This is a genomic window from Rhodococcus spelaei (genome assembly GCF_006704125.1).
Classification (GTDB): Bacteria; Actinomycetota; Actinomycetes; order Mycobacteriales; family Mycobacteriaceae; genus Rhodococcus_G; species Rhodococcus_G spelaei.
On record NZ_VIGH01000002.1, the window covers coordinates 200,776 to 223,667 of the forward strand.

The following is a 22,892-nucleotide window of genomic DNA, read 5'->3' on the forward strand; positions in this document are numbered from 1 at the left end:
GTGACGGTGACCCATGAACAGACACTGACCTGTCTCGCAGAGTAGTCGCCTTCACGCGCACGCGGGAGGTGAATAGAACCGGCCGGACTACTCCAGCTCGGCCGCCAACTCCATCCACCGCTCCTCCGCGGTCTCCTTCTCCGCCACCACCGCTCGCAGCTCGGCGTCGAGTTGCTGCAGCTTCTGCTGATCCGTGGCCGCCTCCGCCAACGCGGTGTGCAGCGTCGCCTCACGCTCGTCGAGCTTGGCGACCTGGCGTTCGAGGCGGCTGAGTTCCTTGCGTGCGGCGCGGTCGGCGGCGCCGTCGCGGACCACCGCCTGCCCGCCGGTGCCACCGGCCCGGGGGGCAGGGACCGACGCGGGGCCCGGTGAGGCCAGGGCCGCCACCGCCTCGCGTCGGCGCAGGTACTCCTCGATTCCGCCCGGCAGGTTGGTCAGTTTGCCGTCGCCGAACAGTGCCCAGGTGGAATCGCAGAGCCGCTCGATCAGGTAGCGGTCGTGACTGATCACGACCATCGTGCCCGCCCAGCCGTCGAGGATGTCCTCGAGCTGCTGGAGGGTGTCGATGTCCAGGTCGTTCGTCGGCTCGTCGAGCAGCAGCACGTTCGGCTCGCTCATCAGGACCCGGGTCAGCTGCAGACGACGACGCTCGCCGCCGGACAGGTCACCGACCGGAGTGCGCTGGCGCGCCGGCGTGAAGCCCAGCCGCTCGGCCAACTGTCCGGCGGAAACCTCCTTGTCGCCCAGCATGATTCGCTCGGCGACATCCTTGACCGCGTCGAGCACGAGCATCTTGACCGGCAGGTCGTCGAGTTCCTGTCGCAGCCAGCCGATCTTGACCGTCTGACCCTGGATCCGTTTGCCCGACGCAGGTTCGAGCTCGCCGGCGAGGGTCCGCAGCAGCGTGGTCTTGCCGGACCCGTTGACGCCGACCAGACCGATCCGCTCGCCCGGCGCGAGCCGCCAGGTCAGGTCGTGCACGAGCTCGCGGCCGTCCGGTGTCGCCAGGCGCGTGTCCTCGAGTTCGATCACGACCTTGCCGAGCCGGCGCTGCGCGAAGGTGGCCAGCGCCACGTTGTCACGCGGCGGCGGCACGTCCGCGATCAACGCCTCCGCGGCCTCGATCCGGTATTTGGGCTTGGACGTTCGCGCCGGGGCGCCGCGGCGCAGCCACGCCAGCTCCTTGCGGGCGAGGTTGCGTCGGCGTTCCTCGGAGGCGTCCGCCTGACGGGATCGCTCGGCGCGCGCGAAGATCCAGTCGTTGTAGCCACCCTCGTAGCTTTCGACCTTGCCGCCCACCACTTCCCAGGTCCGGTTGGCGAGGGTGTCGAGGAACCAGCGGTCGTGCGTGACGACCACCAGTGCGCTGCGCCTGCCGACGAGATGCTCGGCGAGCCACTGCACACCCTCGACGTCGAGGTGGTTGGTGGGCTCGTCGAGCACCAGCAGGTCCAGGTCCTGCACCAGGGCCGCGGCCAACGCCACCCGGCGGCGTTCCCCACCGGACAGCCCCTCGACGCCGCGGTCGAGGCCGACGGAGTCGATGCCGATCCCGGCCAGGATGGACCGGATGCGCGCGTCGCCCGCCCACTCGTGCTCGGCCATCCCGAGCGGCGCGAGCACCACGTCGGCCACCGTGGAGCCGGCGGGCAGCACCCCACGCTGGGTGACCACGGCCATGCGCAGACCGCCGACCCGGCTGACCCGGCCGCTGTCCGGTGTCTCGAGCCCGGAGAGCACCTCGAGCATGGTGGTCTTGCCGCCACCGTTGAGGCCGACGACCCCGATCCGCTCGCCCTCCTGCACCCCGAGCGAGACGGAGTCCAACAGGGGCTTGATCCCGAAGGATTTCGAGACCTGCTCCAGGTTGATCAGGTTGGCCATCAGTGCTCCGTCTCGTGATCGATGATGCGGGCGCCGGGCACCGGTCCGTGCGCAATGCGCACGGTCCGGCACACGCCTGCGCCTGCCAGTTCCGCGCCGACCGCGACTGCGGCCTCGGCGTCGGCACAAAGAAATGCGCAGGTGGGCCCGGAGCCCGAGACGATGCCGGCGAGTGCGCCCGCATCGGTGCCCGCCCGCAGGGTTCGGCGCAGCGCGGGCGCCAGCGACAGCGCCGCGGGCTGTAGGTCGTTGCCGAGCAGCGGGGCGAGGGCGTGCGGGTCGCCGGAGGCCAGTGCGTGCATGAGTTCCTGGGCGTCGCCGAGCCGCGGCGGGCTGCCCTCCGCCCGCAGCCGGTCCAGTTCCCGGAACACCGTCGGGGTGCTCAGTCCGCCCTTGGCCAGAGCGAGCACCCAGTGATAGGTGTCGCGGGCGAGCACCGGCAGGAGCCGCTCGCCGCGGCCGGTGCCGAGGGCGGTGGACCCGTGCAGCGAGAACGGCACGTCGCTGCCGAGCCGCGCGCCGATCTCGCTCAGCTCGGCGCGTCCGAGTCCGAGCTGCCACAGCTCGTTGAGCCCGACGAGGGCGGCCGCGGCGTCGGCACTGCCGCCCGCCATGCCACCGGCGACGGGGATGCCCTTCGTGATCGTGATTGCGACGCCGGGGGCGCGACCCGCGCGCTCGGCGAGCAGTTCCGCGGCCCGCCAGACCAGGTTCCGGCGATCGGTGGGGACGGCCCGCGCGTCGTCGCCGCGTACGGTGACCGACAACTGGTCGGCGTCGGCGAACCGAACGTCGTCGCTGAGCGAGAGCGCCTGGAAGACGGAGGTCAGCTCGTGGTAGCCGTCTTCCCGGAGGTCACCGACGCCCAGGTGGAGGTTCACCTTCGACGGCGCCCGGACGATCACGGGAAGCGGAACTACGGACAGCACAAGGCACCAGCCTAGTGGAGAAATACCAGCCCGTTGACCGTCGGACCCAGGCCCCCTCGGACCGCGACCCGAACCGCCGACCTCGGGAGGCACAGACCGTCGGCCGTCGACTCCCGGCGGCGATCAGGCGTGCGGGGCGTCCGTGTCCTCGGCGAACATCGCCTCGATCCGCGCCTTGATCTCTGCGGTACTCATCGCGGCACCGCCACCTGTTGTGCCGATCGCCGTCACAGCGCCCGCCCCCGACCCCGACATGTTCATTCTCTCCGATCGTTCGTACTACGAATTCGATTGCGATGGTTCATTTTTCGAGCGAGCCGGGCGGCGACCACGGCGACGGCGGATCAGAGCCCGACAACCCGCTCGAGCGCACCCAGCTCGTCGTCCAGGTACCCCAACATCGGCTCGAGGTCGGGCACGGTGCGCCGGCACCCGGTCAGCCCGAACGCGATCTCGTCGTCGGTGCTGGTGCAGGTGATGTTCAGCGCCTGCCCGTCCACCGGAATCGACAGCGGGTAGAGCGCCGTGAGCCGGGCGCCGTTCCAGTACAGCGGTGTGCCCGGGCCGGGCACGTTGGAGATCATCACGTTCGCAGGACGGATCGGGGCGCCCGACCCGAGGAACATCCCCATCGCCAGCGGGACAACCCCGAGCGCACTCATCGCGCGGATCTGGGTGGCACTGCGGGTGCGCATCGACTCCTTCCCCTCCAGCATCGACTCGCGGACGGCGGCGAGCCTGTCCGACGGGGCGTCGAGGTGGGTGCCGAGGGAGCAGGTGAGCATCCCGATCTCGTTTCCCGCAGTGCCCTCGCGGCGCTCGCTGCGCAGAGAGACGGGGACCATCGCGACGAGCGGGCTGTCGGGCAGTTCGACGCGGTCGGCGAGGTGGGTCCGCAGCGCCCCCGAGCACATGGCGAGCACCACGTCGTTGATGGTGGCGTCGGCGAACTTGGCAACAAGTCGGAGCCGCTCGATCGGCCAGGACCGGGCGGCGAAGCGGCGAGCCCCGCCGATCGGCACGTTGAACACGGTTCTGGGGGCGGCGAGCGAGAGCGCACCGCCGCGGTCGTGCAGTGCGCGGTCGACGGTCGCCACGAGGGCAGGCACCAGGCTCGCGGCCTCGCCGACCGCCCCCCGAGTCGCGCGCACCGCGCTCGCCGCGAGATCGAGCGCCCCGCCGCGGTCGGCCTGCGGCTCGTCCCGGACCACGGTCAGGGCCGCCCTGCGCTCCCCCGCGTTCGGCTCCCACGGCGCCGGCATGTCCCGCGCATCCGGGTCCTCACTCAGGGCACGTCGCAGCATCCGCATCGCCGAGACCCCGTCGGCCACGGCGTGATGGATCTTCATGTAGACGGCGTAGCGACCGTCGGCGAGCCCCTCGATCAGGTGCATCTCCCACAGCGGACGATTGCGGTCGAGCAGGCCGGCGTGCAGTCGGGAGACCAGGTCCATGAGTTCGGTCATGCCGCCCGGCTGCGGCAGCGCGTCGTGCCGGACGTGGTGATCGAGGTCGATCTCGGTGTCCGTGTCCCAACCCCACTGTCCGAGCGAGGTCACCGAACGCCGCGCACGCTTGCGCAACCGCGGCGCGACGTCGCCGCGCCGCAGCGCCGCGTCGAGCATCGCTCTGACGTCGGTGGCGTCCATACCCTCCGGCGGCTGCAACAGCACGAGGCCGCCGACGTGCATGGGATGCTCGCGCGACTCGCCCAGCAGGAACATCGAGTCGGTCGGTGACATCGGTAGGAGCATGGTCCGCCTTCTTCCGGTGCCGATGGGTGTGACGCAGGTTATGCGCTACCCGGGGTAACAATGAGGTGTGATAAAGGTCACGACTCGGTTGCTATGCGACTTTCTACATCATCGAGAACCGCCCCGGCCACTCGGTCAAACGTCCAGGTAAACGACTGAATCCGGGGTCGCGACGCGGCAACGGGACGAATGCGACACCCGCGAAATCGTGGACAGTCCGACCCTGCTCACGAGAGACCCGGCGGGCGGGGACGGAATCACACCGCGGCGCTACTCGCCGTAACAGGAAACGATTCGAATTGAGGCGGCAAATGCTACTCGCGAGTACGCGAAAACGTTACTCGGAAGTAGCCTTTATCGGCCGATTCCGACCTCCGAATGACACCTGAATTCCATTGCAGCGCCGCGTAATTGAACAATCGATGTAACGACATGACATCGCCGCCGAAATAATGCATGCTGGCATATCGGTAGGGCCGACTGGGGCCGACCGGGCGTCGGAGGAAACGCCGGATTTTGCGGCTGTCGCGTTGACGCAACGACGCGGCCGAACCTCCGAGCTCCCGGTGACCGGTAATCCAGCGGCCACGGCTTGGCTGTGGGCAGCCTGGCACGTCGAGGACACCGGAAGGGTTCCACTCGACGGCCGGAGTGTGCCCGCATCGCGTGGCCGTCGAGCGCTCACTGTCGTGCGGTCGACAACTTCTTTCAGGAAACGGTGGCACGAGAACGGTGGCTAAAGGAATGTTCACACGGATTGCGGTAGTCAACCGGGGTGAGGCGGCGGTCCGCCTCATCCGGGCCGTACGCGAGCTCAACGCGGAGCACGATCACGCCATCACCACGATCGCGCTGCACACCGAGGCCGAGCGTCGCGCCATGTTCGTGCGGCAGGCCGACGAGGGTGTCACGCTGCGCGCCTCCACCACGGCCGCGACGCCGTACCTCGACCACGCCGAGCTCGAGCGCGCCCTGCGCGAGGCACGCGCCGACGCGGTGTGGGTCGGCTGGGGCTTCGTCGCAGAGGACCCCGCCTTCGCCGAGGTCTGCGCGCGCCTGGGCATCACCTTCATCGGCCCGTCCGCCGACGCCATGCGCCTGCTCGGCGACAAGGTCGAGGCCAAGCTGCTCGCCGAGAAGGTCGGCGTCCCGGTCGCCCCGTGGTCCGGTGGTCCGGTCGAGACCCGCGCCGACGCACGCCGCCACGCCCAGGCCATCGGGTACCCGCTGATCATCAAGGCCCGCTCCGGTGGCGGCGGGCGCGGCATCCGCAAGGTGTACGCCGAGGAGGAGCTGGAGCTCGCGCTCGAGCGCACCCAGGGTGAGGCCGAGCGCTCCTTCGGCGACCCCGTCGTGTTCATCGAGCGGCTGGTCACCGAGGCCCGCCACGTCGAGGTACAGGTGATTGCCGACGCCCACGGCAACGTGTGGGCCCCGGGCGTGCGGGACTGCTCGATCCAGCGCAAGAACCAGAAGGTCATCGAAGAGTCCGCCTCCCCGCTGCTCAGCAAGGAGCAGGCCGACCACCTGCGTGCCGTCTCCGCGGATCTGGTGCGCGCCGCCGGCTACTGCGGCGCGGCAACCGTCGAGTACCTCTACCAGCCCTCGCAGCAGGTCTTCACCTTCCTCGAGGTCAACACCCGCCTGCAGGTCGAGCACCCGATCACCGAGGCCACCACCGGCATCGACCTGGTCAAGTTGCAGATCCACGTGGCGGGCGGCAACCCGCTGGTCGGCGACTGCCCGCCCGAGTTCGGGCATGCCGTCGAGGCCCGCCTCAACGCCGAGGACGCCGACAACGGCTTCGCGCCCGCCCCCGGCATCGTGCAGTTGCTCAAGTTCCCGCTCGGCTCCGGGCTGCGCGTCGACACCGGCATCGCCCAGGGCGACGTCATCCCGCCCGACTACGACTCGATGGTCGCGAAGGTCATCGCGTGGGGTCGTGACCGCTCCGAGGCCCTTGCCCGGCTGCGCACCGCGCTGCGCGAGACCACCGTCGTCCTCGAGGGCGGTACCACCACCAAGTCCTTCCTGCTCGACCTGCTCGACCGCGAGGAGGTCATCTCGGCCAGCGCGGACACCGGCTGGCTGGACCGCACCGGCGCGGGTACCGCGACCGGTCCGACCCGCACCGCGTCGATCGCGTTGCTGGCCACCGCGATCGACGTCTACGACGCCGAGGAGGCACTCGAGCGCAACGCCTTCCTCACCACCGCCCGCGGCGGCCGCCCCCGCACCAAGAACACCGTCGGGCGCCCGGTCGAGCTGAGCTACCAGGGCCAGGCCTACCAGTTGGTGGTCGGGCAGATCGCGCCGCGCCGCTACCTGATCGACGGCGACAGCGGCGAGGTCGAGGTCGACGTCGACCGGCTCGGCGAGTTCGAGAGCCGGCTGGTCGTCGGCGGCCGGCGCCACCACGTGGTGTCCGTCGCCGGTCCGGCCCACCACCTCGTCGAGGTGGACGGCATCAGCCACCAGATCAGCCAGGACGAGGCCGGCGTGGTCCGGGCGCCGTCACCGGCCGTCGTGGTCGCGATGCCGGTCGCCGTCGGCGACGAGGTCGAGGCGGGCGCCACCCTGGTGGTGCTCGAGGCCATGAAGATGGAGACTGCGATCCGCGCCCCGCACGCGGGCATCGTCCGCGAGGTGCTGGCGATCGTCAACTCCCAGGTCGACGCCGGCGCCCCGCTGCTGAGGGTGGACCAGGTGGCCGAGGAAGCGGTCACCGAGACCGCACCGCGGGTGGAGTTCGCCGCGCCGGAGGTCCGCGACGGCGACACCCTGGGCGAGGCCCTCGCCCGCCTGGACGCGCTCAGTGCCATGATCACCGGCTTCGACGTCGAGGCGGCACGCTCACGCGCACTGCTCGCCGAGTACCGCGAACTGCGCGCGGCACTGCCCGAGTCCGACCACACCCTCGTCGAAGCCGAGCTCGCGTTGCTGACCACGTTCGCGGACCTGTGCGAACTGTCCCGCAACCGGCCGACGGCCGACGAGGAGGACACCGACGAGCGCGTGCACAGCCCGCGCGAGCACTTCCACTCGTTCCTGCAATCCCTCGACGTGGACGTGCACGGAATGCCGGAATCGTTCCGTGCCAAGCTTTCTCGTGCACTGCAGCACTACGGCGTCACCGAACTCGAGCGCACCACCGACCTCGAGGAGGCGGTCTACCGGATCTTCGTCGCGCAGCAGCGCACCGAGGCCCAGGTCCCGATCGTCGCCGCCCTGCTCTCGCACTGGATGCGCGACGGACGGGTCGGTGCCGACACCCTGCCCGCACTGGCGGAGGTGCTCGACCGCCTGGTCCTCGCGACCCAACTGCGCTTCCCTGTGGTCGGCGACGTGGCCCGCAGCCTGCAGTTCCGGATCTTCGACGAGCCGGTGATCCGCCGCACCCGCGAGCAGGTCTACGACGGCGTTCGCGGCAGCCTGCAGTACCTGGCGGAGCGGCCAGGCGCGGTCGACCGGGCGGAGCGGATCGACGCCCTCGCCGACACGTCGGAGCCGTTGGTGGGCCTGCTCGCCGACCCGGTGACCCAGCCCGGCGACCTGCTCGAGGTGGTCACGCGGCAGTACTACAAGATCCGCAGACTGCAGGACGTGAAGACCCTCGATGCTGATGGTTTCGACTGTGTGACAGGAACTTTCGAGCTCTCGGGCGAGAACCTGCGCCTCGTGTCGGTCGCCGCCGAGCACGCCACGCTCGGCGCGGCGCTGGCCGCCGTCGACGGGGTGGTCGGGCCCGCGCCCGTCAACCAGGTGGTGGACCTCTACCTCACCTGGGCCGACGCCCCGGCGGGCGCCGACGGCCTCGCGGAGGCGCTGCACTCCGCACTGGCCGCTCACCCGGCGTCCACGGGCTGGCGCCGCGTCACCGTCACGGTGGCGGCCGCCGACGCCGGCACCGCCCAGCGCGTGGTGACCTTCCGGCCCGCGGCCGCGCCGGACTCCGGTCTCGCCGAGGACAAGATCATCCGGGACATGCACCCGCTGACGGCGCAACGCCTGGACATGTGGCGGCTCAAGAACTTCAACGGCACCCGACTGCCCGCGCCCGCCGACACCTACCTGTACCACCTCGTCGCGAAGGAGAACCCGACCGACGAGCGACTCATCGCCATGGCGCAGGTGCGTGACCTCACGCTGCAGTTCGACGCCGACGGCGAGATCGACGCCGCACCGGCCATCGAGCGGGCCGTCGCGTCCTGCCTGGACGGCATCCGCCGGGCCCAGGCCGACCGCGGCAAGAACCGCCTCGAGAACAACCGTGTGGTGCTGTACGTCTGGCCGACATTCGAAGTCTCCGCCGACCGGATCGCCCGCATCGCTCAGCACGTCGCGCCGCTCACCGTCGGCGCCGGCCTCGAGCAGCTCACCATCATCGGCCGGCTGCAGGAGACACCGGCGACCGCGCCGCGCGAGGTCGCGGTGCGCTTCTCGTACCGGTCCGGCGCAGGATTGCAGGTCGCTGTCACCGAGCCGCCCACCGAGCCGCTCAAGCCCCTCGACGAGTACACCCAGAAGGTGCAGCGCTCGAAGTCCCGCGGCACCGTGTACCCGTACGAGCTGATCCCCGCCCTGACCGCGGGTGGCAGCTTCGTCGAGTACGACCTGGATGCGACGGGAAGCCTTGTCCCCGTGGAACGTCCGTACGGCCGCAACACCGCGGGCCTGATCGTCGGTGTGGTGACCACGCCCACCGCGCGATACCCCGAGGGCATGACCCGTGTCGCCCTCTTCGGTGACCCGACCAAGGCTCTCGGCACGGTCGCCGAGGCCGAATGCGCCCGACTGGTCGCCGCCGTCGACCTCGCGGAATCCCTCGGCGCTCCGGTCGAGTGGTTCGCGCTGTCGTCCGGTGCGACCATCTCGATGGAATCCGGCACCGAGAACATGGACTGGGTCTCGCGCGGGCTGCGCCGGATCATCACGTTCACCCAGAACGGCGGCGAGATCAATGTGATCGTCGCGGGCATCAACGTCGGCGCCCAGCCGTACTGGAACGCCGAGGCCACCATGCTCATGCACACCAAGGGCATCCTGGTGATGACCCCGGACAGTGCGATGGTGCTCACCGGCAAGCAGTCGCTCGACTACTCGGGCGGCGTCTCGGCCGAGGACAACTTCGGAATCGGCGGCTACGACCGCGTGATGGGCCCGAACGGCCAGGCGCAGTACTGGGCGCCGAACCTGACCGCCGCCATCGGGGTGCTGTTCGGTCACTACGAGCACGCGTACCTCGGTGCGGGCGAACGCTTCCCGCGCAAGGCCGAGTCCACCGACCCGGTCGAGCGCGACGTCCGCTGCTTCCCGCACGTGCACCCGTCGAGCGAGTTCACCACCGTCGGCGACATCTTCTCGGCGGAGACCAACCCGGACCGCAAGAAGCCCTTCGACATTCGGACCGTGATGCGCGCGGTGGTCGACCAGGACCACGCGGTGCTCGAGCGCTGGGCCGACATGGCCGACGCCGACACCTCGGTGGTCTTCGACGCCCACCTGGGCGGCAACGCGGTGACGGTGATCGGCATCGAGTCGCGCGCCATCGCCCGCAAGGGCTGGTTCCCCACCGACGGTCCGGACCAGTGGACCTCGGGCACGCTGTTCCCGCGGTCGTCGAAGAAGACGGCCCGCGCGATCAACGCGGCATCCGGCAACCGCCCGGTCGTGGTGCTCGCCAACCTGTCCGGCTTCGACGGCTCCCCCGAGTCGCTGCGGAACCTGCAGCTCGAGTACGGCGCCGAGATCGGCCGTGCCATCGTCAACTTCGACGGCCCGATCGTGTTCGTGGTGGTCTCGCGCTACCACGGCGGCGCGTTCGTGGTGTTCTCCGGCGCACTGAACGAGAACATGGAGGTCCTCGCGGTCGAGGGCTCGTTCGCCTCCGTGCTCGGCGGCGCGCCCGCCGCGGCGGTGGTCTTCACCCGCGACGTCAACGCCCGCACCTCCGCGGACCCCGGCGTGCGGGACCTCGAGGCCCAGCTGGCCGCGGCCGAGGAGGATGCCGAGCGCACCCGACTGCGGGTCGAACTGGCCGCCGAGCGGGCGGCGGTCCGTTCCGCCAAGCTCGGTGAGGTGGCCGCCGAGTTCGAGGCGATCCACAACATCGAGCGCGCCCGCGAGGTCGGCTCCGTGCACGCGATCGTCCCGGCCGCCGACCTGCGTCCGCGCCTGGTCGACGCGGTCGAGCGCGGCATGGGCAGGGCGCTGAACGCGCAGTAGCGGGGTGTAACTCGTGCAGAACGGCGCCGTCGAGGTTTATCCCGGCGGCGCCGTTCTGCTGTCCACGGCTCGGGCCCGCTGCCGAGCTTCGCTGAACCCGGACACCACCCAGACAGCGAGAGCCGCTGCGGCGTAGCCGGAACCGAGCACGGCGACCACATTCCATCCCCACCTCGCGTAGACAGCGCCGGCAGTGAAGGCACCGAGGCCGCTACCGATCGAGTAGAAGACCATGTAGCTGCCGACGATCCGACTACTCGACGCGGGATCCTCCGATACGAGTCGGTTCTGGTTGCTCACGTGGACCGCCTGAACGGCGAAGTCCAACACCACGACCCCGACCACCAGAGCGGCCAGCGAATATGCCGCCTGCCCACTGAAGGCCCACGAGACGACCAGCAGTACCAGCGCGATCGCGGTGACCCGCTCGCCGAGGCCCTTGTCGGCCCACGCGCCGGCGCGGGCCGCGCCGAGAGCGCCTGCCAGGCCCGCGATTCCGAACAATCCGATCTGGGCAGGCGAGAGCCGCCACGGCTCCGCACTCAGCGGCAGTGCCATCGCGCTCCACAATGTGCCGAATGAGGCAAAGAGCAACAGGGCGATCGTCGATTTCGCTCGGAACACGCGATCGGTGGCGGTCAAGGTCACGACCGAGGCGGCCGCGGCCGAGTACCGCCCACCCGCCCGCGGACCGTCGTCCCGTGGCAGCATCGCGGCCGCGAGCGCGGCCAGCACCAGTGACAGGACCGCTGAGCCCGCATACACCGCACGCCACCCGGCCAGATCGGCCACCAGTCCAGATACGGTTCGGGCCCCGATGATGCCGACCACCACCCCGCCTGTGACCACGCCCAGGTTCCGGCCGCGTTCCGCCGGGGCACTGATCGCAGCCGCGTAGGCCACCACGATCTGTACGACCACGGAGAACAGTCCGGCCAGCGCCATCCCGATCAGTAGTTGAGCGGCCGTGGTGGAGTTCGACACAGTCAGTGTCCCGAATCCCGCGGCAATGCCGAGACCGGCGATCAACCACCGGCGATTCATCAGGTCGCCCAGCGGGACCAACAAGATCAGTCCGAGCAGGTAGCCGACCTGCGCGACCGTGACGATCAACCCGAGGCTCGCGGTCGGCAGCGACAGGTCCGAACCGATCCGCCCCAGTAGCGGCTGCGCGTAGTAGATGTTCGCGACGGACACCGCGCACAGCACCGCCAGCAGAATTCGCAATCGGTGCGTCACAACTACCTCCCTTTGGTTGCAAATCAAAACCAAATGAACCGTAGGGCATAATGGTTTCGAAACGCAACCGAAGGGGGCAATCCATGGCACAACGCGCCGAGTGGACCGATCCGCAGTGCCCGGTCGCACGGACCGTTGACATCCTCGGGGACCGCTGGTCCCTGCTGATCGTGCGGGATGCGTTCGACGGGGCTCGCAAATTCAGTGAGTTCCAGCGGAACCTGGGGATCGCGAGGAACATCCTCGCCGACCGACTCCGAACTCTCGTCGAGCACGGAATCCTCACCCCGAAGCCGAGCGGGTCAGGCACCCGCCACGAGTACGCCTTGACCGACAGCGGCCGGGATCTGTTCACCGTCGTCGTGAGCCTGCGCCAGTGGGGTGAAAGGCACGCGTTCAGACACGAGGAACGCCGATCCACCATGATCGACGAGTCCACGGGACACCCGGCACCCACGTTGCGGTTCGTCAATGCCGACGGGATCGTCCTCGACTCCACCAACACCCATGTCCGGAAGGTCGACGACCACTAGCTCATGCCTCGCTGTCGAGGACTGCTTTCGTCCGCAATGGGTGCCATGCTGACCCCATGCTGCAGACCTCGGCGAGACTGCTCCGACTGCTGTCCCTGCTCCAGACGCGGCGCGAATGGTCGGGCACGGACCTGGCCGAGCGACTCTCGGTGACCCCGCGGACCGTCCGCCGCGACGTGGACAAACTCCGCGACCTCGGCTATCCCGTCAACGCGAACGTCGGCGTCGGCGGCGGCTACCAACTGGGCGCCGGCGCCGAGATGCCGCCGCTGCTCCTCGACGACGAGGAGGCCGTCGCGGTCGCGTTCGGCCTGCAGTCGGGCGCCACCGGATCGGTGGAGGGCCTCGGCGACGCGTCGCTGCGCGCGCTGACGAAGCTGCGGCAGGTGATGCCCTCGCGGCTGCGACACCGACTCGACGCCCTCCCCATCGACGTCGTCCCGCAGACCGCACCGCGCTCCGCGGTCGACGCATCGGTGCTCACCGCGATCGCCTCGGCCTGCCACGCACAGGAGCGGCTGCGCTTCGGCTACCGCACCCACGACGGCACCGAGACCCGTCGCGAGGTCGAACCGCACCGGCTGGTGCGCGCCGGTGCACGCTGGTACCTCGTCGCCTGGGACCTCCTGCGGTCGGACTGGCGGTCCTTCCGAGTAGACCGGATGACGCCGAAAACGCCTGTCGGACCGCGGTTCACGCCGCGCGAGCTACCGACGGGCGATGCCGCGGCATTCGTCTCCCGCGGCATCAGCCGCGCCGCCGGCCAGGTCAGCGCCCGGATCCTGCTGGACGCCCCGGCCGACCGGATCGCCCCGATGGTCGACGAGTTCTGGGGCGCAGTCGAAGTGCTCGACGCGAACCGGTGCGCGCTGGAACTGCGCGGCGACTCGATTGCCGGTATCGCGGGGTGGCTCAGCGCCTTCGACGTCGACTTCACCGTCCTCGATCCACCGGAACTGCGGCAGGAGTGCCTGCGGATCGCCGCACGGCACGCGCTCCTCGGCGAGCGCTACCGCCTGGCGACGACCTGAGCGACCCGGGGCGTCGCTCGGCGGAACCGGCAGGCGGCGGGTGCCCGGGTCACTCGTTCCCGGACACCCGCCGCATCCTCACCGCCGCCGAACGGCCGGGCGCTGCAGTTCCCGCGCGGCCACCAGCAGGCATCCCGCCGCGCACCGCAGCACCGCCCGAACCGTGGGACTGGCGACCGTGGCCACCACCGCGTCGCGCATCAGACCCGCGCCCGCTCGGCGTCGAGTTCGGCCGTACGCGGCGTGCGCAGTGTCGCGCCGGCCAACACCGCCCCCACGAGCGCGATCACCGCGGCCGCCACGAACGCCGCCGAGAACCCGTCGGTCAGCGCACCGAGGTCACCGATGCGTCCGGCGCCCGCGGTCGCCGCGATGGCGGTCGCCGCCGCGAGCCCGAGCGCGGATCCGAGCTGATAGCTCGTGTTCACGATGCCGGACGCGAGACCGCCCTCCTCGGGACGGGCGCTCGAGATCGCCGTCCCGAGCGACGGGATGAACGCCAGGGCCATGCCGAGCGCCGACACCAGCGAGGCGGGGAGCACATCGATCCAGAAGTTCCCGTCCGGACGCACCAACGACAGCCAACCCAGCCCCGCGGCCAGCAGGACGAGTCCGGCCACCACCAGCGGCTTCGCTCCGAAGCGCGCGATCAGCCGGGGTGCGAGCACGATCATCGCGAGCATGATCAGCACCGTCATCGGGACCAGCGCCGCGCCGCTGGGGAACGCCGACAGGCCGAGTACCTGTTGCAGGTACAGGTTCAGGAAGAACCACATCGGAATCCACGCCGCGCCGAGCAGGAACTGTGCAAGGTTGGCGGCACCCAGGTTCGGCGTCCGGAAGATCGCCAGCCGGACCAGAGGTTCGCGTCGCCTCGCCTGGATCGCGACGAATCCGACCAGCAACAGCGCCGCGGCGAGCAGGACTGTCCACGTCTGCGCGGCGGCCCAGCCGACCTCCGGTGCCCGGACGATCCCGTACACCGCGGCGCCGATCCCGAGCGTCACGGTGAGCGCGCCGACCAGGTCCAGCCGACCGGTGGCGCCGCCGCGTCCACCGGGCAGCAGCGCGGGAGCCGCGACCAGCGCGAGGACCGCGATCGGGATGTTGACGAAGAACACCCACGGCCACGCCGCGTACTCGGTGAGCAGGCCACCGAGGAAGACCCCGGCGGTACCGCCGGCCGGGGCCGCCGCGCCGTAGACCGCCAACGCCCGGGTCAGCTCCTTCGGGGTGGACCCGAAGATCATCATCAGCAGCGTGAGGGCGGCGGGGGCGATCAGCGCTGCGCCGACGCCCTGCACGGCGCGGCCCGCCAGTTCGACCGGGACGTTCCCTGCTCCCCCGGCCACCGCAGACCCGCTCAGCAGAATCAGCCAGCCGAGGCCGAACATCCTGCGGGCGCCGACCAGGTCTGACAGTCGACCGCCGAGCAGCAGTAGCCCGCCGAAGACCACGACGTAGGCGTTGAACACCCAGGTCAGGTTCTCCTGGGTGAATCCGAGGTCGGTGCGCATCTGCGGCAGCGCCACCCCGATGATCGACGTGTCCATGATGACCATGAACTGCGCGAGCGCAATCAGCCCGAGCGCCAACCATTTTCGTGACGCCACCGAATCTCGTACCTTGTCCATCTCGATCACTCCCTCGTGTGTGTGCGGAGGCCGTTCCCGGCGGAATGCCGTGGTTCCGGTTTATACCCCCCATGGGTATGCAGCGCAATCCCCGACACACACTTGCGCAACCTACCCCCCAGGGGTATGTTCACTTCCATCAAGCCCCTACCCCCCAGCGGTATCGGCACCGATCGAAGGAGACCGACATGGACATCGCGAACTACACCGTCACCGGCATGACCTGCGGACACTGCGCGAGCTCGGTCCGCGAAGAGGTCGGCAAGATCGACGGCGTCACCGCCGTCGACGTCGACGTCCCCACCGGTCGCCTGACCGTCACCAGCTCGGCGCCGCTCACCGCCTCCGCGGTGGTCGGAGCCGTCGAAGAGGCCGGCTACGCAGCCGCACCGCAGCAGTCATGAACACACCAACCAAGCTGGTCGCCTACACCGGGGGGCTCGCCGTCATCTTCGCGGCGGCCCTCGGTGTCGGGGCGGCCGCAGGGAGTCCGATCGCCATGACCACCATCCACGAGAACCACGCCGCACACATCGAGACCACCACGGTCCCGGCCGGACTGCAGGTTTCCGAACAGGGGTACGCCCTGTCCGAGATCACCGCCCCGGCCGCCGCGAACGAGGCGGGAACCCTGCGGTTCCGGATCCTCGACCCCGCGGGCGCCCCGCTCACCGCATTCGACACCCAGCACGACAAGCAACTCCACCTGATCGTGGTCCGAAGCGACACAAGCGAATTCCGGCATGTACACCCGACCCGCGAGGCGGATGGCACCTGGTCGATCGACTGGAACTGGCCGACCGGGGGCACGTACCGCGTGTTCGCCGACTTCCAGGCGACCGGCGGCCCGGCGCTCACCCTCGGTCGAAACGTCGACGTGGCAGGCGATTTCGCGCCGACGCCGCTGCCCGCACCGGCACGGACCGCACAGGTCGACGGCTACCAGGTCATCCTCGGCGGAGACCTGACCACCGCCGGCGGACCGCTCACCCTGAGCGTCTCGCGAGACGGCAGGCCAGTGACCGACCTGCAGCCCTACCTCGGCGCCTACGGACACCTGGTTGCGCTGCGCACCGCGGACCTCGCCTACCTGCACGTGCACCCGCAGGGCGAGCCGGGCGACGGCGTCACCGCCCCCGGCCCGGACGTCACCTTCCACGCGCAGGCGCCCAGCAACGGCAGCTACCGCCTGTTCCTCGACTTCCAGCACGAGAACGCTGTACACACAGCCGAATTCACCGTCGCCGTCGGGGCTGCCACCGAACCCACCGCCGCACCCACCGCCGCACCGGCCCCCGCCGGCCACGGGCACTGACGACCACCGACCGAGAGGATCAACGATGAACCCCGTCACCCAGGCACCGCCCGACGCGCAGGTCGAACTGCTGATCGGCGGCATGACCTGCGCCTCGTGCGCGGCCCGGATCGAGAAGAAGCTCAACAAGCTCGACGGGGTGACCGCGACGGTCAACTACGCCACCGAGAAGGCCAAGGTCGTGATCGACGGCGCCACCGACCTCACCCCGGTCGACCTCGTCGCCGAGGTGGAGAAGGCCGGCTACCGCGCCACCCTGCCCGCCCCCGCAACCCCCGACGCGCCCGCGGGCGCGAACGAACCCGAGGACGAGCAGTCGCGCGCACTGGCCGCACTGCGGACCCGGCTGACCGTCGCCGCGGTCCTGTCGGTCCCGGTGATCGCGATGGCGATGATCCCGGCCCTGCAGTTCACCAACTGGCAGTGGCTCTCGCTCACCCTCGCCGCGCCGGTGATCGTGTGGGCCGGACTGCCCTTCCACCGCGCCACCTGGGCCAATCTCAAGCACGGCGCCGCCACGATGGACACGCTCATCACCATCGGCACCGGGTCTGCCTTCCTGTGGTCCCTGTACGCCCTGTTCTTCGGCACCGCAGGCGAACCCGGCATGACGCACCCGTTCTCCTTCACCGTCGGTCGCACCGACGGCGCAGCCAACATCTACCTCGAGGTCGCCGCCGGCGTCATCACCTTCGTGCTGGCCGGGCGCTACTTCGAGCAGCGGTCCAAGCGTCGCGCCGGGGCCGCGTTGCGCGCCCTCTTCGAGCTCGGCGCCAAGGAGGTGTCGGTGCTGCGCGACGGCGTCGAAACCCGTATTCCGGCAGCCGAACTCGCGGTCGGCGAACTGTTCGTGGTGCGCCCAGGCGAGAAGGTCGCCACCGACGGCGTCGTCACCGAAGGTCGCTCGGCGGTCGACATGTCGATGCTGACCGGCGAATCCGTGCCGGTCGAGGTCGGTGCTGGTGACGCCGTGGTCGGCGCGACCGTCAATGCCGGCGGGCGCCTCGTCGTGCGCGCCACCCGCGTCGGAGCCGACACCCAACTCGCTCAGATGGCTGCGCTGGTGGAGGACGCGCAGAACGGCAAGGCGCAGGTGCAACGCCTCGCGGATCGGATCGCGGGGGTGTTCGTCCCGGTCGCCATCGCGATCGCCGTTGCCGCACTGGGCTACTGGATCGGCACCGGCAGCGCGCTCTCGGTCGCGTTCACCGCCGCCGTGGCGGTGCTCATCATCGCCTGCCCGTGCGCCCTCGGACTGGCCACACCCACCGCGCTGCTCGTCGGCACGGGGCGGGGCGCCCAGATGGGCATCCTCATCAAGGGTCCCGAGGTCCTCGAGTCCACCCGAAGGGTCGACACGATCGTGCTGGACAAGACCGGCACCGTCACCACCGGCACGATGACCCTCCACGACGTGGTCACCGCCGACGGCACCGACCGCGCCGAGGCGCTACGCCTGGTCGGGGCGCTGGAGAACGCCTCCGAGCACCCCATCGCGAAGGCGATCGCGGCGGCTGCCGCCGCCGCGGGTCCCCTGCCCGAAGTCGACGGCTTCGCCAACGTCGAGGGCCTCGGAGTGCAGGGCGTCGTCGACGGGCACGCTGCCGTCGCGGGCCGGACCACGCTGCTCGAGGACTGGTCGATGCACCTGCCCGACGCCCTCGCGGAGGCCAAGGCCGCCGCGGAGCGGGACGGCAAGACCGCGATCGTGGCGGGCTGGGACGGCGCGGCACGGGCCGTGCTGGTCGTCGCCGACACGGTCAAGGCCACCAGCGCCGACGCGATCGCCCAGTTCAAGCGGCTCGGCCTCGAGCCGGTGCTGCTGACCGGCGACAACGCTGCCGCCGCCCGAGCAGTGGCCGACCAGGTGGGCATCGAGACCGTGCTGGCCGAGGTGTTGCCCGCCGACAAGGTCGACGCCGTCAAGGAGCTGCAGTCCCGTGGCAAGGTGGTCGCGATGGTCGGCGACGGCGTGAACGACGCCGCCGCACTGGCCCAGGCCGACCTCGGCCTGGCGATGGGCACCGGCACCGACGTCGCGATCGAGGCCAGCGACATCACCCTGGTCCGCGGCGACCTCCGCTCGGCCGCCGATGCGATCCGGTTGTCCCGCAAGACACTCGGGACCATTCGCGGCAATCTGTTCTGGGCATTCGCCTACAACGCGGCGGCGATCCCGCTGGCCGCGGCCGGCCTGCTCAACCCGATGCTGGCCGGGGCAGCGATGGCCTTCTCGAGTGTGTTCGTGGTGAGCAACAGTCTGCGCCTCAAGCGCTTCCGGTAGGCGTCACGCACCACCGGGCCGAGCATGGCTCCGCTGCTCGGCTAGGTCGAAGTAGCAATTGCACACTGACCCAGGCCCCGGCTCCCAGCCCGCAATCGCGGGCCGGGAGCCGGGGCCTCGTGCGTCGAGGCACCGCATGCCGGCCCTTGTCTGATTCCACTGAGCGGGACTGACGAGAACGTCTTGTGCTGTACGTCACAGAATGTCCCGAGCTAGTTGAGGATCACACAATTTGGCGCTAACGGAGGATCAGAATGAGTCGTCGTTCCAGACGAGGCAATCGCGGCTTGGCTGCGGTCACCCTTGCGGTTGCAGGAAGCCTGTTCTTGGCCTCGTGCGCAGGCAACAACGAGGGCAGCAGCGGTGGCAGCGCCGACGCACCTCAGACTGGATCCGACCTCACCATCGGACTGGTCAACAAGCAGGGCGATCCCGGAACTCCCGTCAAGGGCGGAACGCTGACCTTCGCCGGCTACACGGCGGTCACCACGCTCGACCCCTCGAAGTCTCAGGCCGCCGGTTCCGCCGGCGGTACCGAACTGGCCGCGATCTACGACACGCTGATGCGTTACGACCCGGTCGCGAAGAAGTTCGATCCGCAGATGGCCAAGTCACTCGAGTCGAGTGCGGACAACCTGTCCTGGACGTTGAAGCTGCGCGACGGGACCAAGTTCAGTGACGGCAGCCCCCTCGATGCGCAGGCCGTGACCGCGAGCATCAACCGCTATGTCGCCAGGAAGGCACCGCAGTCCGCCCTCTGGGCTGCGAAGGTCGCGTCGATGGACACCCCGGACGCGACGACGGTCGTGTTCCACCTGTCCAGCCCGTGGACCGGCATCCAGTCGATGCTGTCCACCGGTCCGGGCATGATCGTTGCCCCGTCGGCGCAGCAGGGCGACCAGTTCACCCCGATCGGTGCCGGCGCCTACAAGCTCGAGAAGTTCGCGCCGAACGAGGAGCTGGTCCTGACGGCTCGCCCCGACTACTACGGCGGCGCACCCCAACTCGACAAGTTGCGTCTGATCAGCATCGTCGGCGGTCAGCCCACCGCTGATGCCCTCAAGACCGGCGGCGTCGATGCTGCGTACGTACGCACGCTCAACCCCGCCCTCGATCTGATCGACGCCGGCTACCCCGCATTCGTCGACATCCCGTCGCTCGGGTCCATCGCCAACGTCAACATGGCGCCGGGCCGTCCCGGTGCGGACGTCCGCGTCCGTCAGGCCATGGCGTACGCCGTCGATCCGCAGACCCTGAACACCCGCGTGAATGCGGGTAAGGGTATGCCCGGCCAGGTGATCTTCCAGGACACCTCGCGCTGGCACAACGACGTCAAGCCCATCGGTGTCGATCCGGCCAAGGCCAAGACACTTCTCGATGCGGCGAAGGCCGACGGGTACAACGGCAAGGTCACCTTCCTCTCGTATCAGGAGCCGGCCGCACAGGCATCGGCATTGGCCGTACAGGCGATGCTGAACGCTGTCGGTTTCGACACGCAGATCGAATATGCCACCGGCCCCGGCGATCTGGTGAAGAGGATGTACGTCGACCGCAACTACGACATCAGCAGCGCGGCGATCAACCTGTCCGAGGCCGATCCGTTCGAGCGTCTGTACAGCAGCCTCAGGACGGGTGGACCCAACAACACCACGGGCTACTCGGATCCCGAAACCGATGCGCTGCTCGACAAGCTCGGAACTGCGGTGACGGACACCGACAAGAAGGCGGTGCTCGCCCAGATCCAGGAGCGCGCCAATGTGACTGTGCCGTGGCAGGTCTGGGGCAACGTGCCGAACATCGACGTCTGGGCGAAGAACGTGAACGGCATCAAGCAGAGCGTCGACGGCATCATGCTGTTCGACACCGCCTGGAAGTCCTAGACCTCCTGTGGCAATGCGCATCCGGCTCCGCGGGGTCACCCCCGGGGGCCGGATGCGCCTGCCGACCCATTTCGAAGTACGAGGAACTGCTGTGAATTGCGAGCTCGGTGTCCGAAGGAGACGAAATCGATGAATGTCGGCGCAATCGGGAAAAGACTGGGCCAACTCGTTGTTGTGCTCCTGATCGTCAGCTTCGGCACTTTCGTGCTGGCATCGTTGATTCCCGGCGATCCTGCCGTGTCCGTCCTCGGGGAGGGACGCACCCCTGCGGAGTACGCGGAGGTTCGCCAGCAACTCGGTCTCAATGATCCACTCGTCGTTCGCTACTGGGACTGGCTGACAAGTGCCGTCACCGGCGATCTCGGACACTCGCTGGTTCCGCCGCAGCAGGACGTCCTCACCGCCATCGGTTCGGCCCTGCCCGTCAGCGTTCAGCTGGCCGTGATGGGCCTGATCATCGCACTGCTCGTCGCCGTACCGCTGGCGCTCTGGTCCGCCCACCACGAAGGTGGAACCGTCGACCGGATCATCAGTGCCGCGACCTTCGGTGTGCTGTCGGTGCCGAGCTTCCTGGCCGGCCTGCTGCTGATCATCCTGACGGTCAACACTCTCGGCTGGTTCCCCCGCTCGCAGTGGGTGCGTATCGGCGAGAGCGTCTCCGGAAACCTCTCTCACGCAATACTCCCCGCGATCACCATCAGCCTGCTCGAGATGGCGATGTTCACGCGCGTTCTCCGCAGCGACCTCGTCACCACGCTGCGTGAGGACTACATCCTGGCCTCGAAGGCCAAGGGCATGCCCACGCTGCGCGTCCTCTTCAGTGACGCGCTGCGGCCCTCGTCGTTCTCACTCATCACGATGATGGGTCTGGCGCTCGGCGGCATGATCGGCAGCACCGTGATCGTCGAGACGCTGTTCACGCTGCCCGGCATGGGCACGCTGATCGTTCGGGCCGCCCAGCAAGGCGATGCGCCGATGCTGTTGGGTGCGGTGGTCGTGATCGCCGTCCTCTACGTCCTGATCAACAGTGCAATCGATGTTCTGTACACCTATCTCGACCCGAGGAGTCGTCGTGTCCATGTCTGAAGTGACGCCTGACGGAGCGGCGACCACCCCGGCACCGTCCGAGGTGATGACATACCCACGCCAGACCGTGCTGCTTGCGCCGAGTCCGGTATCGCCCCTGGCAGGTCCGAAGCATCTGTATCTACGGGGAAGCGTGTGGACCGTTCTCGGTCTCGTCCTGTTGGGGACAGGCCTCTTCGGTTCGGCCGTGATGATGCCGGTCCGCATCGCGTTGGTCCTTCTCGCTCTGGTGATCCTGTTCAAGGGCCTGGCCAAGCTGGGCACTGCCAAACTGGGCAAGGGTTTCGACCTGTCCTACTGGCTGGCCTGCGGATGGCTGGCCGTGCTGATTCTTGCCGCGATCTTCGCGCCTCTCCTGCCCCTCGGTGAGTACAAGGACACGGTCAAGACTCTGGCCGAGCCCGGATTCGCCTCGCCCAGCCTGCTGTCCGCTCACCCCCTGGGTACCAACAACTTCGGCCTCGACCTCTTGGCCCGCGCGCTGTTCGGAGCCCGGGCATCGCTGACGGTGGCCGTGTGCGCCGTCCTGATCGGCATCGTCGTCGGCGGCACGATCGGTGTGATGGCCGGCTACTTCCGCGGCAAGCTGGACGCGACTGTCGGCATCCTGACCAACTCGCTCCTCGCGGTTCCCGCGCTGGTTCTGCTCATCGCGCTGGCGGCCGTGCTGCCCTCCAACCTGCGCAACATCACGTTGGCACTGTCGATTCTCTGCATACCCAGCATGGTTCGAATCGCCCGAGCGAACACCATCCTGGTGGCGCAACGCGAGTTCGTACTGGCCGCCCGGGCCATGGGCGCGACCAAATGGCGGGTGATCTGGCGCGAACTGGTTCCCAACGTCCTGGTGCCGGTGGCTGCCCTCGGCCTGGTGACGGTCTCCGGTCTGATCGTGGCCGAAGCGTCGTTGAGCTTCCTGGGTCTCGGTATCGCCCAGCCCAATCCGACGTGGGGAAACATGATCGCCGAGGGCCAGGGCGGCATTGCGGAGAAGCATCCGTTCATCGTCCTGGTGCCGGGCGTGTTCCTCTTCCTGACAGTGTTCTCGTTCAACCTCATCGGTGAGAAGTACCGGAGCAGGATGTGAAAACTCCAACG

At 69.3% G+C, this 22,892-nt stretch carries 15 protein-coding genes; 9 read left to right on the forward strand and 6 right to left on the reverse strand.

Going from position 1 to position 22,892, the window contains the following annotated elements; all coding sequences use genetic code 11:
• Positions 1–87 precede the first annotated feature (87 nt).
• The 4 genes from FK531_RS04795 to FK531_RS04805 all read right to left on the reverse strand — a co-directional run bounded on the left by FK531_RS04795 (position 88) and on the right by FK531_RS04805 (position 4,567).
• Positions 88–1,884, reverse strand: a complete 1,797-nt coding sequence (locus tag FK531_RS04795; RefSeq protein WP_142095684.1) for an ABC-F family ATP-binding cassette domain-containing protein — start codon at positions 1,882–1,884, stop codon at positions 88–90.
• Positions 1,884–2,813, reverse strand: coding sequence for a 4-(cytidine 5'-diphospho)-2-C-methyl-D-erythritol kinase (locus tag FK531_RS04800; RefSeq protein ID WP_142095686.1), 930 nt, complete (start codon positions 2,811–2,813; stop codon positions 1,884–1,886). Before FK531_RS04800 ends, FK531_RS04795 begins: the two co-directional genes overlap by 1 nt.
• A 123-nt stretch (positions 2,814–2,936) precedes the next feature.
• Positions 2,937–3,074: a hypothetical protein gene (locus FK531_RS22260; RefSeq protein WP_181762824.1), complete on the reverse strand. Its 138-nt coding sequence runs from the start codon at positions 3,072–3,074 to the stop codon at positions 2,937–2,939.
• A gap of 83 nt (positions 3,075–3,157) precedes the next feature.
• Positions 3,158–4,567 carry a WS/DGAT/MGAT family O-acyltransferase gene (locus tag FK531_RS04805; RefSeq protein WP_142095688.1) on the reverse strand — a complete coding sequence of 470 codons (1,410 nt, stop codon included), beginning with the start codon at positions 4,565–4,567 and terminating at the stop codon, positions 3,158–3,160.
• A gap of 744 nt (positions 4,568–5,311) precedes the next feature.
• Between FK531_RS04805 and FK531_RS04810 the strand changes: the two genes are divergently transcribed.
• Positions 5,312–10,792, forward strand: a complete 5,481-nt coding sequence (locus FK531_RS04810) for an ATP-binding protein (protein WP_142095690.1) — start codon at positions 5,312–5,314, stop codon at positions 10,790–10,792.
• A gap of 36 nt (positions 10,793–10,828) precedes the next feature.
• Here the strand turns inward: FK531_RS04810 and FK531_RS04815 are convergent, their stop codons facing one another.
• Positions 10,829–12,031, reverse strand: a complete 1,203-nt coding sequence (locus FK531_RS04815) for an MFS transporter (protein ID WP_246097884.1) — start codon at positions 12,029–12,031, stop codon at positions 10,829–10,831.
• Between the two features lie 83 nt (positions 12,032–12,114).
• Between FK531_RS04815 and FK531_RS04820 the strand changes: the two genes are divergently transcribed.
• Positions 12,115–12,564 (forward strand): winged helix-turn-helix transcriptional regulator, encoded by a 450-nt coding sequence (locus FK531_RS04820; protein WP_142095692.1) that lies wholly within the window; start codon positions 12,115–12,117, stop codon positions 12,562–12,564.
• Between the two features lie 56 nt (positions 12,565–12,620).
• A complete protein-coding gene (locus FK531_RS04825; RefSeq protein ID WP_142095694.1) occupies positions 12,621–13,595 on the forward strand; it encodes a helix-turn-helix transcriptional regulator in 975 nt (324 codons plus the stop codon).
• Between the two features lie 200 nt (positions 13,596–13,795).
• Here FK531_RS04825 and FK531_RS04830 read toward each other — a convergent pair whose 3' ends face one another.
• Complete coding sequence (locus FK531_RS04830; protein WP_142095696.1) at positions 13,796–15,229, reverse strand: MFS transporter; 1,434 nt, start codon at positions 15,227–15,229, stop codon at positions 13,796–13,798.
• A gap of 188 nt (positions 15,230–15,417) precedes the next feature.
• On the opposite strand from FK531_RS04830, the gene FK531_RS04835 reads away from it, so the two are divergent.
• From FK531_RS04835 to FK531_RS04860, 6 genes are all read left to right on the forward strand, one after another.
• Positions 15,418–15,633: a heavy-metal-associated domain-containing protein gene (locus tag FK531_RS04835; RefSeq protein WP_142095698.1), complete on the forward strand. Its 216-nt coding sequence runs from the start codon at positions 15,418–15,420 to the stop codon at positions 15,631–15,633.
• A complete protein-coding gene (locus FK531_RS04840) occupies positions 15,630–16,544 on the forward strand; it encodes a DUF8832 domain-containing protein (RefSeq protein WP_142095700.1) in 915 nt (304 codons plus the stop codon). The genes FK531_RS04835 and FK531_RS04840 overlap by 4 nt, the downstream gene beginning before the upstream one ends.
• A gap of 25 nt (positions 16,545–16,569) precedes the next feature.
• The gene (locus tag FK531_RS04845; RefSeq protein WP_142095702.1) at positions 16,570–18,828 is read left to right on the forward strand and encodes a heavy metal translocating P-type ATPase; all 2,259 of its coding nucleotides are present in this window, start codon (positions 16,570–16,572) and stop codon (positions 18,826–18,828) included.
• A 254-nt stretch (positions 18,829–19,082) separates the two neighbouring features.
• Positions 19,083–20,708: an ABC transporter substrate-binding protein gene (locus FK531_RS04850; protein WP_142095704.1), complete on the forward strand. Its 1,626-nt coding sequence runs from the start codon at positions 19,083–19,085 to the stop codon at positions 20,706–20,708.
• Between the two features lie 129 nt (positions 20,709–20,837).
• On the forward strand, positions 20,838–21,794 hold the full coding sequence (locus tag FK531_RS04855) for an ABC transporter permease (RefSeq protein WP_142095706.1): 957 nt from the start codon (positions 20,838–20,840) through the stop codon (positions 21,792–21,794).
• Positions 21,787–22,881 carry an ABC transporter permease gene (locus FK531_RS04860; RefSeq protein WP_246097886.1) on the forward strand — a complete coding sequence of 365 codons (1,095 nt, stop codon included), beginning with the start codon at positions 21,787–21,789 and terminating at the stop codon, positions 22,879–22,881. Before FK531_RS04855 ends, FK531_RS04860 begins: the two co-directional genes overlap by 8 nt.
• Positions 22,882–22,892: the final 11 nt, after the last annotated feature.

Coding starts and splice junctions, on each gene's coding strand:
- FK531_RS04825 (WP_142095694.1), top strand. CDS start 12,621: ATGCTGCAGACCTCGGCGAGACTGCTCCGACTGCTGTCCCTGCTCCAG.
- FK531_RS04805 (WP_142095688.1), bottom strand. CDS start 4,567: ATGCTCCTACCGATGTCACCGACCGACTCGATGTTCCTGCTGGGCGAG.
- FK531_RS04845 (WP_142095702.1), top strand. CDS start 16,570: ATGAACCCCGTCACCCAGGCACCGCCCGACGCGCAGGTCGAACTGCTG.
- FK531_RS04835 (WP_142095698.1), top strand. CDS start 15,418: ATGGACATCGCGAACTACACCGTCACCGGCATGACCTGCGGACACTGC.
- FK531_RS04795 (WP_142095684.1), bottom strand. CDS start 1,884: ATGGCCAACCTGATCAACCTGGAGCAGGTCTCGAAATCCTTCGGGATC.
- FK531_RS04855 (WP_142095706.1), top strand. CDS start 20,838: ATGAATGTCGGCGCAATCGGGAAAAGACTGGGCCAACTCGTTGTTGTG.
- FK531_RS22260 (WP_181762824.1), bottom strand. CDS start 3,074: ATGAACATGTCGGGGTCGGGGGCGGGCGCTGTGACGGCGATCGGCACA.
- FK531_RS04840 (WP_142095700.1), top strand. CDS start 15,630: ATGAACACACCAACCAAGCTGGTCGCCTACACCGGGGGGCTCGCCGTC.
- FK531_RS04810 (WP_142095690.1), top strand. CDS start 5,312: ATGTTCACACGGATTGCGGTAGTCAACCGGGGTGAGGCGGCGGTCCGC.
- FK531_RS04830 (WP_142095696.1), bottom strand. CDS start 15,229: ATGGACAAGGTACGAGATTCGGTGGCGTCACGAAAATGGTTGGCGCTC.
- FK531_RS04850 (WP_142095704.1), top strand. CDS start 19,083: ATGAGTCGTCGTTCCAGACGAGGCAATCGCGGCTTGGCTGCGGTCACC.
- FK531_RS04820 (WP_142095692.1), top strand. CDS start 12,115: ATGGCACAACGCGCCGAGTGGACCGATCCGCAGTGCCCGGTCGCACGG.
- FK531_RS04860 (WP_246097886.1), top strand. CDS start 21,787: ATGTCTGAAGTGACGCCTGACGGAGCGGCGACCACCCCGGCACCGTCC.